The following is an 18,398-nucleotide window of genomic DNA, read 5'->3' on the forward strand; positions in this document are numbered from 1 at the left end:
AGAACTCAGCGGCTCTTGCGCAGCTTCTGGATCGCGGCCAGCTGGGCGGCCATGGTGGCGAACTCGCTTTGCGCGCTGGCGAAGTCGATGTCGCTCTTGGCGTTCTTCATCGCTTCCTCGGCGGCCTTCTTCGCCTCGGCCGCCTTGGCCTCGTCGAGGTCATGGCCGCGGATCGCGGTGTCGGCCAGCACGGTCACGCAGTGCGGCTGCACTTCCAGGATGCCACCGGCGACGAAGACGAACTCTTCCTCGCCGTTGTCGGCGCGCTCGATGCGCACCGCGCCCGGCTTGATGCGGGTGATCAGCGGCGTGTGGCGGGGCAGGATGCCCAGCTCGCCGTTCTCGCCCGGCAGCGCGACGAATTTCGCCTCGCCCGAGAAGATGTTCTCTTCGGCGGAGACGACGTCGACGTGAATCGTTGCCATGTTGGTTTCCTAGCGTTGAAGAAGGTTCAGTAAGCGAGCAGACGGGTGTCTGGCTAGGCGGCCCCCGGAGCCGTACACCCGTACGGCGAGGAGGCCAACGACGCCAGGCGCCCGTATGCGAAGTCTTACTGGATCTTCTTCGCTTTCTCGAAGGCTTCGTCGATGGTGCCGACCATGTAGAAGGCCTGCTCCGGCAGGTGATCGCACTCGCCGGCGACGATCATCTTGAAGCCGCGGATGGTTTCCTTCAGCGGCACGTACTTGCCCGGCGAGCCGGTGAACACTTCAGCCACGTGGAAGGGCTGCGACAGGAAGCGCTGGATCTTGCGGGCGCGGGCCACGGCCAGCTTGTCTTCCGGCGACAGCTCGTCCATGCCCAGGATCGCGATGATGTCGCGCAGTTCCTTGTAGCGCTGCAGCGTGGCCTGCACGGCACGGGTGGTGCTGTAGTGCTCTTCGCCGATGACGTTCGGGTCGATCTGGCGGCTGGTCGAGTCCAGCGGGTCCACGGCCGGGTAGATACCCAGCGAGGCGATGTCACGCGACAGCACCACGGTGGCGTCCAGGTGGGCGAAGGTGGTGGCGGGCGACGGGTCGGTCAGGTCATCCGCCGGCACGTACACGGCCTGGATCGAGGTGATCGAGCCGACCTTGGTGGAGGTGATGCGCTCCTGCAGGCGGCCCATTTCCTCGGCCAGCGTCGGCTGGTAGCCCACGGCGGACGGCATGCGGCCCAGCAGCGCGGACACTTCGGTACCGGCCAGGGTGTAGCGGTAGATGTTGTCCACGAAGAACAGCACGTCACGGCCTTCGTCGCGGAACGACTCGGCGATGGTCAGGCCGGTCAGGGCCACGCGCAGACGGTTGCCCGGGGGCTCGTTCATCTGGCCGTAGACCATGGACACCTTGGACTCGCCCAGGTTCTCCAGGTTCACGACGCCGGAGTCGGCCATCTCGTGATAGAAGTCGTTGCCCTCGCGGGTGCGCTCACCCACACCGGCGAACACCGACAGACCCGAGTGGGCCTTGGCGATGTTGTTGATCAGCTCCATCATGTTCACGGTCTTGCCCACGCCGGCGCCACCGAACAGACCCACCTTGCCGCCCTTGGCGAACGGGCAGATCAGGTCGATCACCTTGATGCCGGTTTCCAGCAGTTCCTGCGAGGGGCTCAGCTCGTCGTAGGACGGGGCCTTGCGGTGGATCGAGGCGGTCAGCTCTTGCGAGACATCGCCGCGCTCATCGATCGGGTTGCCCAGCACGTCCATGATGCGGCCCAGGGTGGCCTTGCCAACCGGGACGGTGATGGGGTTGCCGGTGTTGGTCACGGTGACGCCGCGGCGCAGGCCGTCGGACGAGCCCAGCGCGATGGTGCGGACGATGCCGTCACCCAGCTGCTGCTGGACTTCGAGGGTCAGCGCGGAGCCTTCCATCTTCAGGGCGTCATAGACGCGGGGCATCTGGTCGCGCGGGAATTCCACGTCCACGACGGCGCCGATGCACTGAACGATCTTGCCTTGGGCTTGAGTCATTTCCAGTTCCTTCAATCTTGATTCGTTTCGAACGCTGGGTCGAGCGTGTGCCGTCAACCGCTGATCGCGGCCGCGCCGCTGACGATCTCGGAGAGTTCCTTCGTGATCGCCGCCTGGCGGGTCTTGTTGTAGATGAGCTTGAGCTCACCGATCAGCGTGCCGGCGTTGTCGGTCGCGGCCTTCATCGCCACCATGCGTGCCGACTGCTCGGAGGCCATGTTCTCGGCCACGGCCTGGTAGACCAGCGCCTCGATGTAGCGGGTCAGCAGCTCGTCGATGACGGTGGCCGCGTCCGGCTCGTACAGGTAGTCCCAGCTGTGGGCCGACTTCTCGGCTTCGGTCTGGGCCAGCGCGTCGGCCGACAGCGGCAGCAGCTGCTCGACGACCGGCTCCTGCTTCATCGTGTTGATGAACTTCGTGTAGCACAGGTAGACGGCGTCCACCTTGCCCTCAACGAAGGCATCGAGCATGACCTTGACCGGGCCAATCAGCTTCTCGATCTGAGGGGCGTCGCCCAGGCCGGTGACCTGCGAGACCACCTTGGCGCCGATGCGGTTCAGGAAGCCGTAGCCCTTGGAGCCGATCGCCACCGCCTCGACCTTGGCGCCAGCGCCCTGAACGTCCTTCATCTTGGCCGTGACGGCGCGCAGGATGTTGGTGTTCAGGCCGCCGCACAGACCCTTGTCGGTGGTGACGACGACGAAACCGCTGACGCCCGATTGGCCGCCCTGGCGCATGTACGCCGAGTGGTATTCCGGGTTGGCCTGCGACAGGTTGGCGGTGATGTTGCGGATCTTGTCGCTGTAGGGGCGCGCGGAACGCATGCGTTCCTGCGCCTTGCGCATCTTCGACGCGGCGACCATTTCCATGGCCTTGGTGATCTTCTTGGTGTTCTCCACCGATTTGATCTTGCCGCGGATTTCCTTTCCGACTGCCATGACTGTTTCTCCTAGTGGGTGAGGGACGGCTCGCGCACGGTGTTGAGGCGGTGGCGGGCTGTCCCGTCAGTCAGTGGCTTCAGGCGAAGGACTTCTTGAAGGCGGCAATCGCGCCGTTCAGCTCTTCCTCGGCCGCCTTGTCCATGGCCTTGTCGGCTTCCATCTTGGCCAGCAGGGCCGCGTGGCTGGACTTCAGGAACTGGTGCAGGCCGCTTTCAAACGACAGCACCTTCTTGACCTCGATGTCGTCCAGGTAGCCCTTGTTGACGGCATACAGCGAGGCGGCCATCAGCGAGATCGACAGCGGCTGGTACTGGGCCTGCTTGAGCAGCTCGGTCACGCGGGCACCGCGGTCCAGCTGCTTCTTGGTCGAGGCGTCCAGGTCCGAGGCGAACTGCGCGAACGCGGCCAGCTCACGGTACTGGGCCAGGTCGGTACGGATACCGCCGGACAGGCTCTTGATCAGCTTGGTCTGGGCAGCGCCACCGACGCGCGACACCGAGATACCGGCGTTGATCGCGGGACGGACACCGGCGTTGAACAGGTTGGTTTCCAGGAAGATCTGGCCGTCGGTGATCGAGATCACGTTGGTCGGCACGAAGGCGGACACGTCACCGGCTTGCGTCTCGATGATCGGCAGCGCGGTCAGCGAACCGGTCTTGCCCTTGACCTCGCCCTTGGTGAAGGCTTCGACGTAGTCGGCGTTCACGCGGGCGGCGCGCTCGAGCAGGCGGCTGTGGAGATAGAACACGTCGCCAGGGAAGGCTTCGCGGCCCGGCGGGCGGCGCAGCAGCAGCGAAACCTGGCGGTAGGCAACGGCCTGCTTGGACAGGTCGTCATAGATGATCAGGGCGTCCTGGCCGCGGTCGCGGAAGTACTCGCCCATCGTGCAGCCGGAGTAGGCCGACACGTACTGCATCGCCGCCGATTCAGAGGCCGAGGCGGCCACGACGATGGTGTAGTCCATCGCACCGGCCTGCTCCAGCGAGCGCACCACGTTCTTGATCGACGAAGCCTTCTGACCGATCGCGACGTAGATGCAGGTCATGTTCTGACCCTTCTGGTTGATGATCGCGTCGATCGCCACCGCGGTCTTGCCGGTCTGGCGGTCGCCGATGATCAGCTCGCGCTGGCCACGGCCGACGGGCACCATCGAGTCGATGCACTTCAGGCCCGACTGCACCGGCTGGTCAACCGACTTGCGGGCGATCACGCCCGGGGCGACCTTTTCGATGACGTCGGTCATCTTGGCGTTGATCGGGCCCTTGCCGTCGATCGGCTGACCCAGCGCGTTGACCACGCGGCCGATCAGCTCGGGGCCGACCGGCACTTCCAGGATGCGGCCCGTGCACTTGACGGTGTCGCCTTCGGAGATGTGCTCGTACTCGCCCAGGATCACCGCGCCCACCGAGTCACGCTCGAGGTTCAGCGCCAGGCCGAACGAGGGCTGGCCGTCCTTGCCGGCGGGGAATTCCAGCATTTCGCCCTGCATCGCATCGGACAGGCCGTGGACGCGGACGATGCCGTCGGTCACCGAGACGACGGTGCCCTGGTTGCGGATGTCCGCCTGGGCGGCGAGGCCCTCGATGCGGCTCTTGATCAGTTCCGAAATTTCTGCAGGATTGAGTTGCATTGCCTTCTCCGAAAGCGCGGCAGCCTCAGCGGGGCTTCATCTGCCGGTGGATATGCGGTGGGTGGTGGGCGGCGACAGGCCTTCAGCTGGTCAGCGCGACCTTCATCTGCTCGAGGCGGGCCTTGACCGAGGTGTCGAGCACCTCGTCGCCCACGACCACGCGGATGCCGCCGATGAGCGACTCATCGACCTGCACGGTGGCATTGAGCTTGCGGCCGAAGCGCTTCTCCAGCGTGGCGACGGTGTCGCCCAGCTGGTTGGCGTCGAGCGGGAAGGCGCTCTGGATCAGGGCATCCGACACGCCGGTGCTGGCGTTGACCAGCGCGCGGAACTGCGCGGCAATTTCCGGCAGCGCCGGCAGCTTGCCGTTTTCCAGGGCGACCGCCAGCAGGTTGCGCACCTTGGGGTCGAGCGCGACGCCGGCAACGCCGGAGACGAGCTCGATCACCTGGGTGTCGGTGACCTTCGGGTTGTCGGCGAACTGGCGCAGTTGCGCGTCGCTGGCGACCGCGCCGATCGCCTCGACCTGTTCAGCCAGGGCGCGGGCGTCGCTGCCGGCCGCGGCCTTGAACAGGGCCTCGGCGTAGGGACGTGCGATGGTTGCTACTTCGGCCATTTTTTCAGCTCGGGTGGGGGTGCCGGATCAGAGCTCGGTCTTCAGGCGGGTCAGCAGCTCGGCGTGGACGCCGGCGTTGACTTCGCGCTTCAGGATGGCTTCGGCGCCCTTGACGGCCAGCACGGCGACCTGCTCGCGCAGGGCTTCGCGGGCCTTGATGGATTCCTGTTCGGCTTCGGCCTTGGCGGCGGCGACGATCTTGGCGCCTTCCTCGTTGGCACGGGCCTTGGCTTCTTCGACCAGCTGCTGGGCCAGACGCTCGGCGTCGGCCAGGCGCTTGGCGGCGTCGTCCTTGGCGGACGTCAGCGCGGCGGCGACCTTCTTCTCGGAGTCAGCCAGCGCGACCTTCGCCTTGTCGGCGGCCGACAGGCCTTCGGCGATCTTCTTCGCGCGCTCGTCGAGGGCAGCGGTGATCGGCGGCCAGACGAATTTCATCGTGAACCAGACCAGGATCAGGAACACGATCATCTGGACGATGAGGGTACCGGTGATGCTCACTTGTTTGCCTCAAACGGTGACGGGGACTTCAGCGAAGGGCGCGCCGCGAACAGCGCGCCCTTGGCCTCTCAACTCGACAGACGCCGAATTACTTGGCGATGGCGGCGAGCTGGCCCAGGAACGGGTTGGCCGTGGCAAACCACAGGGCGATACCGGTACCGATGATGAAGGCCGCGTCGATCAGGCCGGCCAGCAGGAACATCTTGGTCTGCAGCTCGCCCATCAGTTCGGGCTGGCGGGCGGCGGACTCGAGGTACTTGCTGCCCATGATGCCGATACCGATACAGGCACCGACAGCGCCCAGACCGATGATCAGGCCGGCGGCGAGGGCAACAAAGCTGATGACTTCCATGATGACTCCTAGTTGAGAGGTTGGGTTGGAAAGGAAGGGAAAGGGAAGAATCCGGATCGGTGCGCCGATCAGTGCGCGTCGTGGGCCTGGCCGATGTACACCAGCGTCAGCATCATGAACACGAAGGCCTGCAGCGTGATGATCAGGATGTGGAAGATCGCCCAGGCCGAGCCGGCGATGATGTGACCGATGGCCAGGCCGATGCCGGTGCCCAGGCCGACCGAGGCGAAGGCGCCGCCCATCAAGGCGATCAGCAGGAAGATCAGCTCGCCGGCGTACATGTTGCCGAACAGTCGCATGCCGTGCGAGACGGTCTTGGCGACGAACTCGATGATCTGCATCGCGAAGTTGAACGGGTACAGCACCGGGTGGTCGCCGAACGGGGCCGAGATCAGCTCGTGGGCCCAGCCGCCGACGCCCTTGATCTTGACGTTGTAGACCAGGCAGACGATCAGCACGCCCAGCGACAGGCCCATCGTGGCCGACAGGTCGGCGGTGGGCACGACGCGCAGGTAGGCGTGGTGGTCACCCGAGATCAGCTGCCACAGCAGCGGCAGCAGATCCACCGGCAGCAGGTCCATCGCGTTCATCAGGAAGATCCAGACGAACACGGTCAGGGCCAGCGGCGACACCAGCTTGCGGCTGTTGGCGTTGTGGACGATGCCCTTGGCCTGGCTGTCGACCATCTCGACCAGCAGCTCGACCGCGGCCTGGAAGCGGCCCGGCACCCCCGAGGTGGCCGACCTGGCGGCGCGCCACAGGATGAAGCAGCCCAGCACCCCCAGCGTGACCGCGAAGATGATGGTGTCCCAGTGGAACACGCTCAGATCGAACGGCGACGTACTGTGCTTGTTGGCCCAGAAAGTCAGGTGGTGGTTGATGTACTCGCCAGCGGTGGGCGCTTGCGCTGCGGCGTCGTGGGCTTCTGCAGACATTGGCGTGCGTTGTAGTTCAGTCAATTTTTCCGACGGCCTCGCCATGACAGCGCGACCCAGTACACCTTGATGCACACGATCAGGGCCACCAGCAGCGCTGGCCAGCTCAGACCGGGTACCAGTCTCGGCGCCAGCGCGAGCATGGCGAGCGAGACCGCGATCTTGCCGAACTCCCACAACATGAAGCTGACGGCGGAAACGCCGGGCGCCAGGCTGCTGAGCCGACTGGTCATGCCGCGCGCCATCAAGGCCCCCGGCACCACCACCGTGGCCGCGCCATACAGCACCGACCACACAATCCCCTGCTGGCCGAAGATGAGCCACGCGAGCGCGCCCATCACCAGCCCGACCGCGGCTTGCACCACGATCACCCGCCACGGCGAAACGGACGGGTCGGCCGCTGCAAGCGCCTGAGCCTCTTCACGGGTCAGTGGCTTGAACGGCCGCTTCGCGTCCTCATCTTCAGGGTCTGCCCACGGGTCGGGGCGTTCATCACGCCGAGTCGACATTGGGTCAAAAATTCCTGGGATCCGGGCGGCAAAGCCTCGGGATTATATGGGCAAACCCTCATGCGGCCCAGATCCCCCGGACGGTGCGCTCGGATATCCCCCGCCTGGGGCGTGCCCCGGCGGGCAGCCTGTCGGGGGGCTCAGGTGTGGCGCCAAAGCCGCAGTCCCGGCGTCAGAACTGGGCACTGAACCCCGGTCAATTCCGCATCATGAAATCTTGCCGCGGTGGACGGGATCAGAGCCGCACCAGGTTGGCCGGCAGGCCCGGCACCTCGACCCGCGCGCACAGCACCTGACCCGCCCAGGGCTGGACAGCGAGCTCCTCGGCCGGCCGCCCCTCGCGGGCGGTGGTGACGAACAGCGTGCGGCCGTCCTCGCCGCCCAGGCAGGGCATGGTGGCGCAGCGCACCGGCAGCGGCCAGTCGGCCAGCACCCGGCCGTCGGGTGCCAGGCGCAGCAGTCGCTGGCCCTCGTACATCGCGCACCAGTAGGCGCCTTCCACATCCACCGCGGCGCCGTCCGGGCGGCCCCCGTAGCTGTCCAGCGCCTGGCCGGGCTGGCGCGGCGTGAACTGCGCCAGCACCCGCGGCGGGGGCAGTTGCTCGGCGCCCCGCACGCCATCGAAGGCGCGGATGCAGTGGGCCTTGGTGTCGGTCCAGTACATCGTGTCGCCGTCGGGGCTCCAGGCCAGGCCGTTGCTGGTGGTGATGCCGTCGGCCATGCGCTGCAGCCGCCCGTGGGCCCAGCGGTACAGCGCGGCCAGCGGCGGGTCGCGCGGCTCGTAGATCGTGCCCACCCAGAAGCTGCCGTCCGGCGCGGCCTTGCCGTCGTTGAAGCGCTCGGTGGCCGGGTCGTAGGGCGGATCGGCCAGCCACTGGCGCTGGCCGGTGGCGGTGTCGAAGCGCCACAGGCCGTCGCGCATCGCCAGCAGCAGGCCGCCGCCGTCGATCGGGGCGCAGCAGCCGGGCTCGGTGGGCAGGTCCCAGCGTTGGTGCTGCGCCAGCGCCGGTTGCCAGCGGTGCAGCGCCCGGCCCGGGATGTCGCACCAATACAGGGCGTGCTCCTGCGGGTGCCACAGCGGCGACTCGCCCAGACGCGCAGGCGGCACGGGCAGCGGCTGGAAGCTCGGCGGGTTCATGGGCTGGATTGTCGGCGCAGCGGGTTACCTGGGTGCGTCAAAGTGCGCGGAACGGCGGGGGGGCTCGGCTCAACTGGGGCGCAGGATCGGCCGATGAACAGGCCTTGAGCGGCCCAGATCCGCGTTTTGCAGCGAGCCCCACCATGCCTTCACGCACCGCCCCCCTGCCCCGCCCCGCGCTGATCACCGCGCTGGCCGGCCTGATCCTGCTGGGTGCCCTGGTCCACGAGAGCGCCCGCGCCGACACCCGGGGGCCGGTGCGCGAGGACCTGTCCAGCCGCCAGCAGGACCTGGCCGAGGCGGCCGATGGCGTGGTCGACCCCGACGCGGGCCAGTTCACCGACCGCCTGATCGTGCGCTACCGCAACGGCAGCCCCGGCAACCGGCGCAGCGTGCTCAGCGCCTCGCAGCCCACCCATGACGCGCTGCACCGCCAGGGCCTGACGGTGCGCCGGGTGCACCGCGGCGGCCTGGGCGCCCAGGTGATGACGCTCGACGGCCTGCGCCCGGTCAGCGAGCTGCGCGCCGTCGCCCAGCGGCTGATGGCCGACGACCCCAGCGTCCTCTACGCCGAGCCCGACCGCCGGGTCTTCGTCGCCATGACCCCCGACGACCCGATGTACAGCCAGCAGTGGCACTACTTCGACACGGTCGGCGGCATCCGCCTGCCGGCGGCCTGGGACCTGGCCACGGGGGCCGGGGTGGTGGTGGCGGTGATCGACACCGGCGTGCGCCCGCACGCCGACCTGGCCGACAACCTGCTGTCCGGCTACGACTTCGTCACCAGCGCCAGCATGGGCCACGACGGCGACGGCCGCGACGCCGACGCGCTGGACCCGGGTGACGGCTGCAGCAGCGGCCACAGCAGCTGGCACGGCACGCATGTGGCGGGCACCATCGCCGCGCTGACCAACAACGGCGTGGGCGTGGCCGGGGTGGCCTATGGCGCCAAGATCCTGCCGGTGCGCGCGCTGGGCTGCGGCGGCGGCTACAACTCGGACATCGCCGACGCCATCGCCTGGGCCTCGGGCGGCAGCGTCTCGGGCGTGCCTGACAACACCACGCCGGCGCGGGTGCTGAACCTGTCGCTGGGCGGCTCCGGCGCCTGCTCGACCACGCTGCAAAGCGCGATCGATGGCGCCCGCAGCCGCGGCAGCGTGGTGGTGGTGGCCGCTGGCAACTCCAACGCGCCGGCCGGGGGCTTCAACCCGGCCAACTGCCGCGGCACGATCACCGTGGCCGCCACCGGCCCGGGCGGCGCCAAGGCGCCCTACTCCAACTATGGCGGCGTGGTGGACGTGGCCGCGCCGGGCGGCAATCTCGCCCGCGGCGCGGCGGCGGGCATCCTGTCGACGCTCAACGACGGCGGCGCCACGCCCGGCAACGACATCTACCAGTCCTACCAGGGCACCTCGATGGCCACGCCGCACGTGGCGGGCGTGGCGGCGCTGATGCTGTCGCGCAATGCCAGCCTGACACCGGACGAGGTGGAGGCCCTGATCAAGGGCACCGCGCGCGGCTTCCCGCAGGCCTGCAGCGGCTGCGGCACCGGCATCGTCAACGCCGAGCGCGCCGTGAAGGCGGTCTTCGTTGGCGCCGCCCAGGCCAGTGACGTCGTCGAGGTGGAACCCAACCAGACGCTGGCCACGGCCCAGGCGATCAGCAGTTTCCCGGCCAGGGTACTGGGCACGGTGGGCAGCACCACCGACGTCGACCACTACCGCGTGGCCATGGCCCCCGGCGCCACGCTGACCGCCCGCCTGATCCCGAACGCCTCGTCGAACTACGACCTGGCGCTGCGCAATCCGGCGGGGGTGGTGCGGCTCAACAGCACGCGCGGCGTGGGCCTGCCCGACCAGTTCACCTGGCGCAATCTCAACGCCACCACCACCAACTTCTACCTGCGGGTGCTGCGTGTCAGCGGCAGCACCGGCGTCAACGGCACCTACACGCTGGAAGTCGACGTGCAGTGAGCGGCCGGCGGCCGCGGCCCGCGGCTACATCCCCTTGAACAGGTGGGTGTAGCTGCGGCTGACCTCGAGCTTTTGCGTGTGGCCCTTGACGGCCACGATCTGGCGGCCGCGGAAGTCCCGCGTGACCGAGGCGATCGCCGAAACCGCCACCAGCGTGGAGCGGTGGATCTGCCAGAAGCGCTCGGGGTCGAGCTCGTCGATCAGCTCCTTGATCGGCTTGCGGATCAGCGCCTCCACCGAGGCGGTCTGGACCCGGGTGTACTTCTCGTCGCTGATGAAGAACAGCACCTCGTCGACCGGGATCATCTGGATCGCCTGGCCGACGCTGGCCTGGATCCACTTGAGGTAGGCGGGCGGCTTGGCCGGCAGGCCACCGGCGCCCTGGGCGCTGAGGCGGTGCAGCAGTTGCTGCAGCGGCTGGGCGGGGGTGTCGGTGCCGGCGTCGGCGTCGCTCTCGCGGGCGGCCAGGCGGCGTTGCAGACGCTCCACCGTGACCTTCAGGCGCTCGCGCTCGGCGGGTTTGAGCACGTAGTCGGCGGCGCCCTGCTCGAAGGCCTCGACCGCGTACTGGTCGTAGGCGGTGATAAAGACGATCTCGGGCAGCAGCTCGTCGTCGTCGATCTCCATCTGGGCGATCTGCCGGGCCGCCTCGACCCCCGTCATGCCCGGCATGCGGATGTCCAGGAAGACCACGTCAGGGCGGTGCTGGGCCACCAGCTCCACCGCCTCGGCGCCGTTCTTGGCTTCGGCCACCAGCTGCAGCGCGGGCCAGGCCTCGGCCAGGCGGGCGCGCAGCTGGTCGCGCATCAGGCGTTCGTCGTCGGCCAGCACGGCCGTCGGGGCTTGCGAGGAGTTCATGCCGCGATGCTACGTGGCGGCCGCAGCGCGCGCCACAGGGCCCAACCCAGCAGCCACAGCGGCGACAGCAGCAGGCCCAGCACCACCGCCACCGCCGCCAGCGGCAGACCCACGCCGGCCAGCAGCACCACCACCAGCACCGCGGCGGCGGCCAGCAGGGCCAGCGGCAGCGCCACCAGCACCACCGCCACCGTGCCCAGCGCCAGCAGGCCGCCGATGCCGGCCAGCACCACCTGGTGCGCCGGCGGCAGCGGGCCGGTGGGCTTGAAGTGCAGTTCCTCGCCGTTGACCACCACCTGGATCAGCGACTGCGGCCCCTCCAGCATCGTCACCCAGGCGGCGGCGAAGATGCCCACCACCGCCAGCATCATCAGCGCCAGCAGCCACCAGCCGATGCGCACCGCACCACGCTGCGTGCGCCGGGAAGACTCGACGGTGTTCATGCCTTGGCTCCTTCGCCCTGGGCCGCGTGGCCAACGCTGCGGTAGGGCACGGTGATGGTGACGATGGTGCCGCCCACCGGGTTGGCCGCCACGGTGAGCGAGGCCTTGTGGCCGTGCAGCAGCTTCAGCCGCTCGCGGATGTTGTCCAGCCCCACGCCGGTGCCGGCGGTGGCGGCGTTGCCGAAGCCCACGCCGGTGTCGCTGACACTGACCGCCAGCTGGCCATGGACGATCTCGGCCTTGACGCGCAGCTGGCCGCCCTCGGGCTTGGGCTCCAGGCCGTGGCGGATCGCGTTCTCGACCAGGGTCTGGATCATCATCGCCGGGAACTCGGCCGACAGCAGGCCGTCGGGCACGTCGATCTGGGCGTCCAGGCGCTCTTCCATGCGCACCTTCAGGATCTCGACGTAGGGCCGCACCACCGCCAGCTCGCGGCCCAGGTCGCGGGCGGCGCCGTCGCCGGTCTCGCGCATCGTGGGCATGCTGGCGCGCAGCAGCGCGATCAGGTTCTTCTGCATCTGGCTGGCGCGGGGCGGGTCGGTCTCGATCAGGTGGTCGATCGACGCCAGCGTGTTGAACAGGAAATGCGGCTCGACCTGGGCCTGCATCGCCGCCATGCGGGCTTCCACGACCTGGCGCTTGAGCGACTCGGCCTCGGCGGTTTCAGTGGCCTGGGCGGCCTTGACCTCGGCCTGCAGCCGGCCCTTGTAGGTGATCTTCAGCACCGCCGAGGCCAGGATCCACAGCAGCGCCAGCTCGGGCAGCGATTCGCCGTAGCTGACGGTGCGGCGCTCGATGCGCGGCTGGCCGCTCATCTCGACCGCCGCCTGGCGGGCATCCTCGGCGGCCTGGCGCGCATCCTTCTCGGCCTCGACCGCATCCAGGATGGCCTGGCGGGCTTCCTCCACCGCGTCGCGCACGTCCTCGGCATCGGCGCCCGGGGGCAGCTTGATGCTGACGCCGCGCTCGCCGGCGGTGATGTGCACCTCGTCCGGTGTCACCGCGGCGGCCGAGGCCGCGCCCGACGCCGCGCCCGGCACGGCCGACGCCGCCCCGGACGCCGCCGAGGCCGCCGGCTTGGCCGCGCGGATGCGGATGCCGCCGGCGCCGATCTCGATGTCCACGCCGCGGTCCTCGCTGCCGGGGCCGGTGGCGCCCTTCTCGATGTGGATCAGCGGCTTGGACGGCTTGGGCGGCTTGGGCGGGGTGGGGGCGCGCGGCGTGTCGGGGGCATCGATCTCGACCGTCTCGGTGTAGTGCCAGCTGAAGGGCGGCAGGCTCTTGAGAATGGCCATGCCCACCAGCAGCGCCAGCGCCAGCACGAAGAAGCGGCCCCAGCTGATGCTGGCCAGCCAGGTGCCGTAGGTGTGGAAGGCGCGCACGGCGCCGTCGGCAAAGCGGCGCGGGAAGGGCCGCAGGTCGGGGTGGGTGGTGGCGTTCATGGTCGTGTGGGCTCTTTCGGCACGCTCACTGTAGGGGCAGCCCCAGTCTGGTGCGACAGGCGTGTGACAGGCCGTGGGCTGGCCGGGATGAACTGCAGGCGATGGCGACGGGCCGGACCGGGCCGGGGCGGCTCAGCGCCGCTCGACCAGCACCGGCACCAGCTGCAGCGCCTCGCGCACCCGCTCGGCGGCGCTGCGGGCGTCCTCGCGGCTGGGGTAGGGGCCGGCCTGCAGGCGGTGCAGCGTGCCCTCACGGAACACCGCCAGCAGCGGCGCCAGCCAGTCGGCCTGCTCGGCCACTTTCTGCTGGAAGGCCTGGGCACCGTCGGGCCGGCTGAAGGCGCCCAGTTGCAGCCACCAGCCGACACCGGCGGTGGTGAAGGCGCGGGCCGATTCCGGCGGCTTCTCGGCGGCCAGGTCGGTGACCGGGTCGGCGGGGGCCGGGGCCGCCGGCGCGGCCGCCACCGGCGTGGCCACCACCGGGGCCGTGACGACCGGCGTGGCCACGGCCGGCACCGCGGCGGTGGCGCTGGCCACCGCCACCAGCGGGGGCTTGGGCGCCGGCGTGGCCGAGGGCGGGGGGGCCGGCCGCGGGGGCGGCGGGGGCGGCGGCGGCGCCGCGGCCAGCGCGGTCTCGGCAGGTGCGCCGCGCGGACGCACCAGGCCGGCGCGGATCTCCTCGAAGGTGATGCGCTCCACCTCGACCGGCCGCACGCCGTGCTGCACGTCCAGCTTGACCGCCGCGGCCCAGGACAGGTCGATGATGCGGCCCTTGGCAAAGGGCCCGCGGTCGTTGATGCGCACGATCACCTCCCGGCCATTGGCCGGGTTGCGCACCCGGGCATAGCTGGGGATGGGCATGGTCTTGTGCGCCGCGGTCATCGCGTGCATGTTGTAGGTCTCGCCGCTGGCGGTGCGTCGGCCATGGAAGGCGCGGCCGTACCAGCTGGCCAGGCCGGTTTCCACCATCGGCGCGTCGCCGGTCTGCGGCACGTAGGTGGTGCCGGCCACCTCGTAGGGCTTGTTCGGGCCGCCCTGGCGGATCGGCTCGACGCGCGGCTCGGCATCCGGCAGGGCCATCGGGTCGGGCGAGCCCGGCGGCGGCGGCCCATCGCGGCCGGGCGGTCCCTGGGGCACCGGCCGCGGCGGCGCGGCGCCGCCCGAGGGCGACTTGGGCGGCGACGAGCAGCCCGCCAGCACCGCCAGGGCCAGCGGCCAGGCCACCTGGCGCAGGCCGGCGGTGCGGCTCACGCGCGGCCCTCCTCGACCGCGTGGCAGGCCACCACGCCGCCCTCGTCCAGCGCGCGCAGCGCCGGCCGCTCGGCGCGGCAGCGGGCATTGGCCAGCGGACAGCGCGGGTGGAAACCGCAGCCGGTGGGCGGTTGCAGCGGGTTGGGCACATCGCCCTGCACCGGCGTGCGCGCGCGACCCGGCGCCGCCAGCGAGGGGATCGCATCGAGCAGCATGCGCGTGTACGGGTGGCGTGGCATGGCAAACAGCCGCCGCGTGGGCGCGCGCTCGACCAGCCGGCCCAGGTACATCACGCCCACCTCGTCGCTGACGTGGCGCACCACCGCCAGGTTGTGCGAGATGAACAGGTAGGTCAGGCCGCGCTCGCGCTGCAGGTCCTTCATCAGGTTCAGCACCTGGGCCTGCACGCTCACATCCAGCGCCGAGGTGGGCTCGTCGCAGACCAGGAACTCGGGCGCGGTGGCCAGCGCCCGCGCGATCGACACCCGCTGGCGCTGCCCGCCCGAGAACTGGTGCGGGAACTTGGCGCCATCGGCCGCCGACAGGCCCACCGACTGCAGCAGCTCGGCCACCCGGCCCTCGCGCGCTGCGGCATCGGGCGCCAGGCCATGCTCGCGCAGCGGCTCGCCGACGATGTCGCCCACGCGCCAGCGCGGGTTCAGGCTGGCGTACGGGTCCTGGAAGATCATCTGCACGCGCCGGCGCAGCGCCAGCGCGTCGGCCGAGGCGTACACCGCATGGGCATCGCGGCCGTCGAACAGCACCTGTCCGCCGCTGGGTTCGTACAGGCCCACCAGCACCCGCGCCACGGTGCTCTTGCCACAGCCCGACTCGCCCACCAGGGCCAGCGTGCGGCCGCGTTCGATCTCGAAGCTGACGCCGTCCACCGCCTGCAGCCACTGGCGCGGCCGGCGCTCGATCACGCGCGTCAGCCAGGGCGCCGAGACATCAAAGCGCCGCGACAGATCCTGCACCTGCACCAGCGCGTCGCTCATGTCCGGCCCTCCACCGCCAGCCAGCAGGCGGCCTGCGTGGCGCCGGCCGGCATCAGCCCCGGCCGCTCGGCGCGGCAGCGGTCCACCGCGCGCGGGCAGCGCGGGTGGAAGGCGCAACCGCTGGGAATGGCGCCCAGCCGCGGCATGCTGCCGTCGATCTGCGCCAGGCGCTCGCGCTCGCCGTCCAGGGCCGGGATCGACGCCACCAGGCCCTGCGTGTACGGGTGCGCGCCGCGGTGGATCACGTCGGCCACCGGGCCGATCTCGGCCACGCGGCCGGCGTACATCACGGCCACACGGTCGCAGGTCTCGGCGATCACGCCCATGTCGTGGGTGACCAGCATCACCGCCGCGCCATGCTCGCGGCAGACGCGCTTGAGCAGGCCGATGATCTGCGCCTGGATCGACACATCCAGCGCGGTGGTGGGCTCGTCGGCCACGATCAGCCGCGGCTCGGCCGCCAGCGCCAGCGCGATCACCACCCGCTGGCGCATGCCGCCACTGAACTGGTGCGGGTAATGGTCAATGCGCTGCTCGGGCGCCGGGATGCCGGTGTCGCGCAGCAGCTGGATGGCGCGCTCGCGCGCCGCCGCGGCGTCGAGTGGCAGGTGGGTGCGGATGGTCTCGGTCAGCTGCCGGCCCACGGTGTAGAGCGGGTTCAGCGAGGTCAGCGGGTCCTGGAAGATCGCGCCGATGTGGCGGCCGCGCAGGCGGCGCTGGGCCTCGCCGCGCAGGGTGTCGATGCGCTCGCCGCCCAGCCGGATCTCGCCGCTGGCGATGCGCCCCGGCGGCTCCAGCAGGCCGATGATGGCCGCGCCGGTGAGCGACTTGCCAGCGCCCGATTCGCCCACCACGCCCAGCACCTCGCCGGGGTCGATGTGGAAGCTCACACCATCGAGCGCGCGCAGCACGCCGCCGCGCCGCTGCGGGAACTCCACCACCAGATCATGAACCTCGAGCAGCGCCATCAGTGCAGCCTCGGGTTCAGCGCGTCGCGCAGCCAGTCGCCCAGCAGGTTGATGCTCAGCGAGATCGCCACCAGCATCAGGCCCGGGAACAGCGTGATCCACCACTCGCCCGACAGCAGGTAGTTGTTGCCGATGCGCACCAGCGTGCCCAGCGAGGGCGAGGTGGGCGGCACGCCCACGCCCAGGAAGGACAGCGTGGCCTCGATGATGATGGCCTGCGCCACCTGCAGCGTGGCCAGCACGAAGACCGGCTGCATCACGTTGGGCAGCACATGCCGCCACATGATGCGGTGGCCCGGCACGCCGGTGACGCGCGCGGCCAGCACGTATTCCTTGTGGCGCTCGACCATGGCCTGGCCGCGCACCGTGCGTGCATACGGCACCCAGCCGGCCAGCGTGATCGACACGATCAGCACGCCAAAGGTCACCAGCAGCGAGGCCTGCGGGAACAGCGCATGCGCCACACCCGCCAGCATCAGCGCCAGCAGGAAGGCCGGGAAGCTCAGCATCACGTCGCACAGGCGCATCAGCAGCGCATCCACCCAGCCGCCGCGGTAGCCCGCCAGCAGGCCCAGCGCGATGCCGATCAGCGCCGACGCCAGCACCGACACGCCCGCCACCACCAGCGAGATGCGCGCGCCGTACATCAGCGCCGAGAGGATGTCGCGCCCTTGTTCATCGGTGCCCAGCAGGAAGCCGGGCTGCCCGCCCTCGGACCAGGATGGCGGCAGCCGCGCATTGGCCAGCTCCAGCGCGTTCAGGTCGAACGGGTTGGTCGGCGCCAGCCACTCGGCAAACACCGCCATCACCAGGCAGGCCAGCGCCACCAGCGCCGACACCAGCGCCACCGGCGAGCGGCGCAGGCTCAGCATCAGGTCAGACTGCCACCAGGCCAACATTCAGTGCTCCCGGCCCACGCGCAGGCGCGGATCGACCACCACGTACAGCAAGTCGACCACCAGGTTGATGACCACGAAGATCAGCGCCACCAGGCACAGGTAGGCGGCCATCACCGGGATGTCGGCAAAGTTCACCGCGTCCAGGAACATCAGGCCCATGCCGGGCCACTGGAACACGGTTTCGGTGATCACCGCAAAGGCGATCAGGCTGCCCAGCTGCAGGCCCACCACGGTGATCACCGGCACCAGCGTGTTCTTCAGCGCGTGGCCGAAGTGGATGGCGCGGTCGGTCAGGCCGCGGGCGCGGGCGAAGCGGATGTAGTCGGCGCGCAGCACTTCCAGCATCTCGGCGCGCACCAGGCGCATCACCAGGGTCAGCGGGTAGGTGGCCAGGGTGATGGCGGGCAGCAGGATGTGGCGCCAGCCATCGGCCGTGGCCAGGCCGGTGGACCAGCGGCCGATCATCACCACGTCGCCGCGGCCGAAGCTGGGCAGCCAGCCCAGCAGCACCGCGAACACCAGGATCAGCACGATGCCGATCAGGAAGTTGGGCAGCGACACACCCACCAGCGACACCGCCATCAGCCCCTGCGACAGCCAGCCGTCGCGCCGCAGCGCGGTGTACACGCCCAGCGGAATGCCCACCACCAGCGCGATCAGCGCGGCCAGCACGGCCAGCTCCATCGTGGCCGGAAAGGCCTGGGCGATGACGTCCTTGACCTGGCGCCCCAGGCGCAGGCTCATGCCGAACTCGCCCTGCACCGCATTGGCCACGAAGCGCTGGAACTGCACCGGCATCGGCTGGTCCAGGCCCAGCTCGGCGCGCACCTGGGCCACCTTCTCGGGGCTGGCGTCCTGGCCCACCAGAAAGGCCACCGGGTCGCCCACGTACTGGAACAGCGCAAAGGCCAAGGCGGCCACGGTGAGCAGCACCGCGACCGACTGCCCCAGGCGGCGCAGCAGGAAGGCCAGCATCAGCAGGCGATGGCAGTG

General features: G+C 69.9%; 19 protein-coding genes. 1 reads left to right on the plus strand and 18 read right to left on the minus strand.

Going from position 1 to position 18,398, the window contains the following annotated elements:
• Nucleotides 1–5: 5 nt before the first annotated feature.
• The 10 genes from KAK03_RS06190 to KAK03_RS06235 all read right to left on the minus strand — a co-directional run bounded on the left by KAK03_RS06190 (nt 6) and on the right by KAK03_RS06235 (nt 8,576).
• Entirely contained in the window at nt 6–425 is a 420-nt protein-coding gene (locus KAK03_RS06190; protein ID WP_210852461.1) for a F0F1 ATP synthase subunit epsilon, read from the minus strand.
• A gap of 125 nt (nt 426–550) precedes the next feature.
• Nucleotides 551–1,957, minus strand: coding sequence for a F0F1 ATP synthase subunit beta (atpD, locus tag KAK03_RS06195; RefSeq protein WP_210852463.1), 1,407 nt, complete (start codon nt 1,955–1,957; stop codon nt 551–553).
• 53 nt (nt 1,958–2,010) lie between these two features.
• Nucleotides 2,011–2,895, minus strand: a complete 885-nt coding sequence (atpG, locus tag KAK03_RS06200) for a F0F1 ATP synthase subunit gamma (protein WP_210852465.1) — start codon at nt 2,893–2,895, stop codon at nt 2,011–2,013.
• 79 nt (nt 2,896–2,974) lie between these two features.
• On the minus strand, nt 2,975–4,528 hold the full coding sequence (gene atpA / locus KAK03_RS06205) for a F0F1 ATP synthase subunit alpha (protein ID WP_210852467.1): 1,554 nt from the start codon (nt 4,526–4,528) through the stop codon (nt 2,975–2,977).
• Between the two features lie 82 nt (nt 4,529–4,610).
• A complete protein-coding gene (locus KAK03_RS06210) occupies nt 4,611–5,144 on the minus strand; it encodes a F0F1 ATP synthase subunit delta (protein WP_210852468.1) in 534 nt (177 codons plus the stop codon).
• A gap of 27 nt (nt 5,145–5,171) precedes the next feature.
• Nucleotides 5,172–5,642 carry a F0F1 ATP synthase subunit B gene (locus KAK03_RS06215; RefSeq protein ID WP_210852470.1) on the minus strand — a complete coding sequence of 157 codons (471 nt, stop codon included), beginning with the start codon at nt 5,640–5,642 and terminating at the stop codon, nt 5,172–5,174.
• A gap of 88 nt (nt 5,643–5,730) precedes the next feature.
• On the minus strand, nt 5,731–5,994 hold the full coding sequence (gene atpE, locus KAK03_RS06220) for a F0F1 ATP synthase subunit C (RefSeq protein ID WP_022979952.1): 264 nt from the start codon (nt 5,992–5,994) through the stop codon (nt 5,731–5,733).
• Between the two features lie 68 nt (nt 5,995–6,062).
• The gene (gene atpB / locus KAK03_RS06225) at nt 6,063–6,929 is read right to left on the minus strand and encodes a F0F1 ATP synthase subunit A (protein WP_210852472.1); all 867 of its coding nucleotides are present in this window, start codon (nt 6,927–6,929) and stop codon (nt 6,063–6,065) included.
• A 20-nt stretch (nt 6,930–6,949) separates the two neighbouring features.
• Entirely contained in the window at nt 6,950–7,438 is a 489-nt protein-coding gene (locus KAK03_RS06230; RefSeq protein ID WP_210852474.1) for an ATP synthase subunit I, read from the minus strand.
• A 235-nt stretch (nt 7,439–7,673) separates the two neighbouring features.
• Complete coding sequence (locus tag KAK03_RS06235) at nt 7,674–8,576, minus strand: SMP-30/gluconolactonase/LRE family protein (RefSeq protein ID WP_210852475.1); 903 nt, start codon at nt 8,574–8,576, stop codon at nt 7,674–7,676.
• A gap of 143 nt (nt 8,577–8,719) precedes the next feature.
• On the opposite strand from KAK03_RS06235, the gene KAK03_RS06240 reads away from it, so the two are divergent.
• Nucleotides 8,720–10,549, plus strand: a complete 1,830-nt coding sequence (locus tag KAK03_RS06240; RefSeq protein WP_247660966.1) for a S8 family peptidase — start codon at nt 8,720–8,722, stop codon at nt 10,547–10,549.
• A gap of 24 nt (nt 10,550–10,573) precedes the next feature.
• Here the strand turns inward: KAK03_RS06240 and KAK03_RS06245 are convergent, their stop codons facing one another.
• The 8 genes from KAK03_RS06245 to KAK03_RS06280 all read right to left on the minus strand — a co-directional run bounded on the left by KAK03_RS06245 (nt 10,574) and on the right by KAK03_RS06280 (nt 18,380).
• Entirely contained in the window at nt 10,574–11,407 is an 834-nt protein-coding gene (locus KAK03_RS06245) for a LytR/AlgR family response regulator transcription factor (protein WP_210852477.1), read from the minus strand.
• Nucleotides 11,404–11,850, minus strand: coding sequence for a hypothetical protein (locus KAK03_RS06250; protein ID WP_210852478.1), 447 nt, complete (start codon nt 11,848–11,850; stop codon nt 11,404–11,406). Before KAK03_RS06250 ends, KAK03_RS06245 begins: the two co-directional genes overlap by 4 nt.
• Nucleotides 11,847–13,292, minus strand: coding sequence for a sensor histidine kinase (locus KAK03_RS06255; protein ID WP_210852480.1), 1,446 nt, complete (start codon nt 13,290–13,292; stop codon nt 11,847–11,849). Before KAK03_RS06255 ends, KAK03_RS06250 begins: the two co-directional genes overlap by 4 nt.
• A gap of 132 nt (nt 13,293–13,424) precedes the next feature.
• Nucleotides 13,425–14,543, minus strand: coding sequence for a septal ring lytic transglycosylase RlpA family protein (locus tag KAK03_RS06260; protein WP_210852483.1), 1,119 nt, complete (start codon nt 14,541–14,543; stop codon nt 13,425–13,427).
• Nucleotides 14,540–15,538, minus strand: a complete 999-nt coding sequence (locus tag KAK03_RS06265; RefSeq protein WP_210852491.1) for an ABC transporter ATP-binding protein — start codon at nt 15,536–15,538, stop codon at nt 14,540–14,542. The genes KAK03_RS06260 and KAK03_RS06265 overlap by 4 nt, the downstream gene beginning before the upstream one ends.
• The gene (locus KAK03_RS06270) at nt 15,535–16,506 is read right to left on the minus strand and encodes an ABC transporter ATP-binding protein (RefSeq protein ID WP_210852493.1); all 972 of its coding nucleotides are present in this window, start codon (nt 16,504–16,506) and stop codon (nt 15,535–15,537) included. Before KAK03_RS06270 ends, KAK03_RS06265 begins: the two co-directional genes overlap by 4 nt.
• A complete protein-coding gene (locus tag KAK03_RS06275) occupies nt 16,506–17,405 on the minus strand; it encodes an ABC transporter permease (RefSeq protein WP_210852495.1) in 900 nt (299 codons plus the stop codon). The genes KAK03_RS06270 and KAK03_RS06275 overlap by 1 nt, the downstream gene beginning before the upstream one ends.
• Entirely contained in the window at nt 17,406–18,380 is a 975-nt protein-coding gene (locus tag KAK03_RS06280) for an ABC transporter permease (RefSeq protein ID WP_210852497.1), read from the minus strand.
• Nucleotides 18,381–18,398 lie beyond the last annotated feature (18 nt).

Origin of the sequence: Ideonella alba, from assembly GCF_018069845.1 — a bacterium.
Taxonomy (GTDB): domain Bacteria; phylum Pseudomonadota; class Gammaproteobacteria; order Burkholderiales; family Burkholderiaceae_C; genus Ideonella; species Ideonella alba.